This window comes from Bradyrhizobium sp., assembly GCF_019244115.1.
Taxonomy (GTDB): domain Bacteria; phylum Pseudomonadota; class Alphaproteobacteria; order Rhizobiales; family Xanthobacteraceae; genus Bradyrhizobium.
In genome coordinates, this window is the sequence record NZ_JAFATE010000490.1 from 1 (window position 1) to 5,011 (window position 5,011).

Below are 5,011 nucleotides of genomic sequence, written 5' to 3' on the forward strand. Positions count from 1 at the left end.
CGCGTTTCACGCAATTCCGAATTTGATCGACGAGAGAATGGAGAGGGCATGACGCCGCCTTCTCGCGGCACGAACTGCCCGAGTGCAGCATCATCATCGTCCCTCCGAATCGAAGAGGGCGCAGGGAATGCCGGGTGCTGGCCGCCCCCATGGCCCGCCTGCAAGCAAAAACGCAGGCGGCAGGTACCACAGGTTCAGCCAAATCATCCCGGCATTCCCTGCGCGATGGTTTTAACGGTGTCCTTCGCGCTCTCCCCGGGAACCGGGCTTTCTTGCTCCCGTCGTCGGCGAAACGTCTTCGCCGACTTGACACCAGCGTCGGGGTGTCAGGACCACACGACTTTGCCGTACGCCTCCGCACCGTTCGTCCGCGCGAACAGATCGCGCGCGTCGCCGAAGCGTCCATCGCATCCCGCCTCACGTCCTCGTGACGATCGCGCGTCCGTCCCTCTTCCATCGAGGCGGGATGACCGGAGGCAACCACATTTTTCTGGAAAACGGAATCAAAATATTTTTCACGGGAGGACTGGACAGTGGAATCAGCATTGAATTGCTTCACGAAATTCGATTTTGCGCGCAGCCGATCGTGTCGTTCCGAGCGGCCGCAGCAACACGAAATGATCATCGATTTGCCCGACGGGCGACGAATCGGCGCTTGGCTTCTGCACGAATGGATGCAGACGGTCGTGTCCCCGGAGCAGCACGGATTGCCGGCGGACGTCCCTCATGTTGAGGTGCTCGTTGTGGTTGCAGGACGGTCCAATCACCGCGCGGCAGTTCAGAACCGTTCGTTTGTCTCGAGATAATGGATTCCCTCACGTCCTCCGAAAAAGACGCCGTGCCGCAGACCGCACCGATTGGGCGGAGCGAACCATGCTGCAGGCGCTGCGGCGCGCCGCTTCGTCGTACACAAGATCTGCTCGACCCCAGAACGGGTCATACGGTTCGGCTCCTCGTCTGTGCGTGCGGCGAGGCGCTCTGGCCCGACGATCCCGAGAGCTGACGGGCCGGTTCGGCGCCCGATCGATAATCGGCTCGCGCTGAAAGAGACAGGTCGCGCACGGCAATCTCCGGGAGTGTGACAATGACGGATAAAGGTCATATTCTGCCCTGACCTAAGAGTGTCACGATCCCCGCCGCAAGCAAGACAGGCCGGCCCGCAGTCCCCATGTTCGACGACAGCGCCTCAACGCAGCGCCGCAGGATGATCGTCATCTCGGCACTGCTGATCGCCGCCAATGCCGGCGCCTGGATCTGGGCGATCATCGCCTTCGGGGGGCAGCCGTCCCTGATCGGCACTGCGTTCCTCGCCTACACGCTTGGGCTGCGTCACGCCGTCGACGCGGACCATATCGCGGCCATCGACAACGTCGTGCGCAAGCTGATGCAGGAGGGCCAGCGCCCGCTCTCCGTCGGCCTGTTCTTCGCGCTGGGTCATTCCACGGTGGTCGTTCTGGCGACGATCGCGATCGCCGCGACCGCCGCCGCACTCCAGGTCAGGTTCGGCGGCTTCCAGAAGGTCGGCGGCATGATCGGCACCGCCGTGTCCGCGGCGTTCCTGCTGGTGATCGGCGCGGTCAACCTGGTCATCCTGGCCGGCATCTGGCGCAGTTTCCTCCATGTCCGCCGCGGCGGGCGCATCGCGCCCGAGGACCTTCAATCGCTGACGGCTGGGGGCGGCATGCTGTCGCGGTTGTTCAAAACCCTGTTCCGCGTGGTGTCGCAGAGCTGGCACATGTACCCGCTGGGTTTTCTGTTCGGGCTCGGCTTCGACACCGCGAGCGAGATCGCCCTGCTTGGCATCTCCGCCATGCAGGTTGCCCAGGGCATGCCGATCTGGTCCATGCTGGTGTTTCCCGCGCTGTTCACCAGCGGCATGGCGCTGGTCGACACCACAGATGGCGTGCTGATGGTCAGCGCCTATGGCTGGGCCTTTGCGAATCCGGTGCGAAAGCTCTGGTACAACCTGACCATCACGGCGGTGTCGGTCGTGGTGGCGGTGCTGATCGGCGGCATCGAGGCGCTCGGGCTCGTATCCGACCGGCTGGACCTCGAGGGCCCGTTCTGGACCGGGATCAGGGACCTCAACGGCTCGCTCAGCGGTGCGGGTTTGGTCGTGGTCGCGGCGTTTGTGCTGTGCTGGATCATCTCGGCGCTGATCTATCGCTGGAAGCGTCTTGAGGATCTGGCGCCGCGGTCGTCGTGAGCAGCTCGGGATCCGGCGAGCATCAGGCCTGCAGGCGATGACGTCGGCAACATCCGCGACAGGTGGTCGCGGACCGGCCGCCTTGATCTGAAGCCGCGCAGAATCCATCTGGAGATGACAAGAATATCCGGGCCCCTCTGGCGAGGACGCCGTTCATGTCGGCCAACCTCGTGATGTCGGATCACCTTTCCCAGCGCCAGGCGCATTGGATCGGCCGACAGGGCCTTATGCTTCAGTCTCCCCTGATCGGCCATTCTGCGCTCGCGGTGCCCTGTGCAATCGTGCGGAGCAACAGATGTCGGATGCCGAGCGTCATCCACCCATTCATGGCGATGTCAGACATGGCCCGCGATCCGCGGCCGCCCTGGCCGGCGCTCGCACAATGGTAACGACCTCAGGACGGCACACGGCCGGCGCTGACGACTGGCGTATCGAGGCTCTGATCGATCGGCTCCCGCAGCGGCTGCGCCCGACATTGCGCTCGCTGCGGCAGCCGTCCCGCCGCTGGCTTCGCATTCCCGCAGGCTTGCTGCTGATCGTCGGAGGTTTGCTTTCTGTGCTGCCGGTCCTCGGCCTCTGGATGCTCCCGCTTGGCCTCGTGCTTCTGGCCGAGGACGTGCCTGTCCTGCGCTCCCTCCGTTGCCGTCTTCTGGACTGGATCGAGCGTCGTCATCCCGCCTGGCTGCGGCCGGACGAGCACCGGCATGACCGGTCATGATTGTCGCGGCGGCCGCTACTGACGGCGTCGCTCAGGTCGTGCTGATCGAGCTTGTGCCTTCCGGCAGATGATTTTCGCAGGCCACACCGGTTTGCGCCTGTCCGGGCGCAAGCCCGCCTTGAACACTCACACACCCACCCCCAGGAACCAGCAATGAACATCATGACCGAACCCCAGCGCGCGTCGTCACGCCCCGACCAGGCTCGCCGGCTCAGCCTGCTCGCACGGCTGATTTTTGGCTCGCGCTGGCTGCAATTGCCGCTCTATGTCGGCCTGATCGGCGCGCAGGCCATCTACGTGCTGTTGTTCCTGAAGGAGCTGTGGCACCTCGGGGCCAGCTGGGACGACGTCACCGAGCAGCAAATCATGCTCGCCGTTCTCGGACTGATCGACGTCGTCATGATCTCCAACCTGCTGGTGATGGTCATCGTCGGTGGTTACGAGACGTTCGTCTCCCGTCTCAATTTGCGCGGACATCCCGACGAGCCGGAGTGGCTGAGCCATGTCAATGCCTCGGCGCTCAAGATCAAGCTCGCGATGGCCATCATCGGGATTTCCTCGATCTCCCTGCTGCGCACCTTTATCGAGGCAGGAAGCCTCGGGACCGGTCGCACCAACTACACGGAAATTGGCGTGATGTGGCAGGTGCTGATTCACATCACCTTCATCGCATCCGCGATCGGCATCGCCTGGGTCGACCGCCTGAGCGAGACGCCGGCGCGCAAGGATGCCAACCAGCACTGACGACAGGGGCCTCCGGCCGGCGCGCAGGCGGACCGTTCTGCCGCTTCAACGACGTCTAAAGCATGCTATGAGATTCGATCTAAGCCGCGTCGCAGGTGCGCCCCCTCTCCCCGCGTGCGGGGAGAGGGTTGGGGTGAGGGGGAGTCTCAAGGAACGCAACTTGCGGAGACTCCCCCTCACCCGGATCGCATCCGAGGATGCGATCCGACCTCTCCCCGCAAGCGGGGAGAGGTGAACAGCCAGTGCTGGTTGACCGATCGAAGCAAACTTATGCGTTGGTACTCAATGTCGCAGACTCGGAGGAGCCTGAAGCCGAACGCACCGCTACCGCTTCGATTTGCGTTTGGTCTTCCGGCCGGTCTTGCGGGTCTTCGATGCCGATTTCTTCGACGACGCGCGTCGTGAGGTCTTCTTTTTCTTCGGTACCTTGGCGCCTTCGCGTCGTGCCTCCGACAGCCCGATCGCGATCGCCTGCTTGCGGCTCTTCACCTTGCGGCCGGAGCGGCCGCTGCGAAGCGTGCCAGACTTCCGCTTCTTCATCGCGCGTCCAACCTTGGCGGACGCCTTCCTCGAATATTTGCGTGCCATGGAGTTCCTCCCGGTTGCGCGGAGGTAATCCTCGCAGCCGGCGGAAGTTCCGCGATCGGATCATGATGCAGCCGCGAGTTTTGTCCTTCGGGCGCATCGCGTCGTTGCTTTTGCTCGCTCTGAGGATGCCGATGCTCTGCCAGTATTCGCAGTCCTACTGCACGATCTGCAACCGGTGCGATGACCGCGATGGCCAGCCGCTCACATCGAGCCTCGGGACGGGATCGCATCGATCGCGCGTCCATTGCACTCAGCACCTCGCCCGTCTAGTTTCATCGACGAACGAAGGCAGGACGACGCTATGAGCACGATCTGGCCCGAAATTCCTTTTCCCGCATGGCGCGAGACCTGCGCCGCGCTGCATCTGTATTCCCAGATCGTCGGCAAGTACCGGCTGGCGCGGACGCCGTGGGTCAACCATTCCTGGCACGCCACCCTCTATGTCACCGCGCGCGGGCTCTCGACGTCGCTCGTTCCCGACGGCGCCGGCATCGAGATCAGCTTCGATCTGGTCAACCACGTCGTGATTGGCGAGGCCGCGGACGGGCGGCGCGCCAACATCCCGCTCGGGCCGATGTCGGTCGCCGATTTTCACGCCCGCTTCCGGGATCTCGTGGCACGGCTCGGCGGAACGCCTGACTTCGACGGCCGGCCGAACGAGATCCCCGATGCGATTCCATTCCACGGCGACCGGCAGGAGAGGCCGTACGATGCCGCCGCCGTGACGCGCTTCTTTCACGCGCTCGTTGCGGTGA

Annotated in this window: 5 protein-coding genes; 4 read left to right on the plus strand and 1 reads right to left on the minus strand. The window is 63.9% G+C overall.

The genetic code is table 11. From position 1 onward, the window contains the following. Positions 1–1,168 precede the first annotated feature (1,168 nt). From JOZ76_RS21465 to JOZ76_RS21475, 3 genes are all read left to right on the plus strand, one after another. Positions 1,169–2,206, plus strand: a complete 1,038-nt coding sequence (locus JOZ76_RS21465; protein WP_291701604.1) for a HoxN/HupN/NixA family nickel/cobalt transporter — start codon at positions 1,169–1,171, stop codon at positions 2,204–2,206. Between the two features lie 295 nt (positions 2,207–2,501). Further along, positions 2,502–2,924, plus strand: a complete 423-nt coding sequence (locus tag JOZ76_RS21470; protein WP_366112869.1) for a hypothetical protein — start codon at positions 2,502–2,504, stop codon at positions 2,922–2,924. A 162-nt stretch (positions 2,925–3,086) separates the two neighbouring features. Then, the gene (locus JOZ76_RS21475; RefSeq protein WP_291701613.1) at positions 3,087–3,668 is read left to right on the plus strand and encodes a TIGR00645 family protein; all 582 of its coding nucleotides are present in this window, start codon (positions 3,087–3,089) and stop codon (positions 3,666–3,668) included. A gap of 324 nt (positions 3,669–3,992) precedes the next feature. On the opposite strand, the gene JOZ76_RS21480 is transcribed toward JOZ76_RS21475, so the two are convergent. After that, positions 3,993–4,256: a DUF6496 domain-containing protein gene (locus JOZ76_RS21480; RefSeq protein ID WP_291701607.1), complete on the minus strand. Its 264-nt coding sequence runs from the start codon at positions 4,254–4,256 to the stop codon at positions 3,993–3,995. Between the two features lie 301 nt (positions 4,257–4,557). Here JOZ76_RS21480 and JOZ76_RS21485 point away from each other — a divergent pair. Continuing rightward, positions 4,558–5,011: DUF5996 family protein (locus JOZ76_RS21485; RefSeq protein WP_291701609.1), on the plus strand; the 454-nt coding region annotated here is incomplete at its 3' end.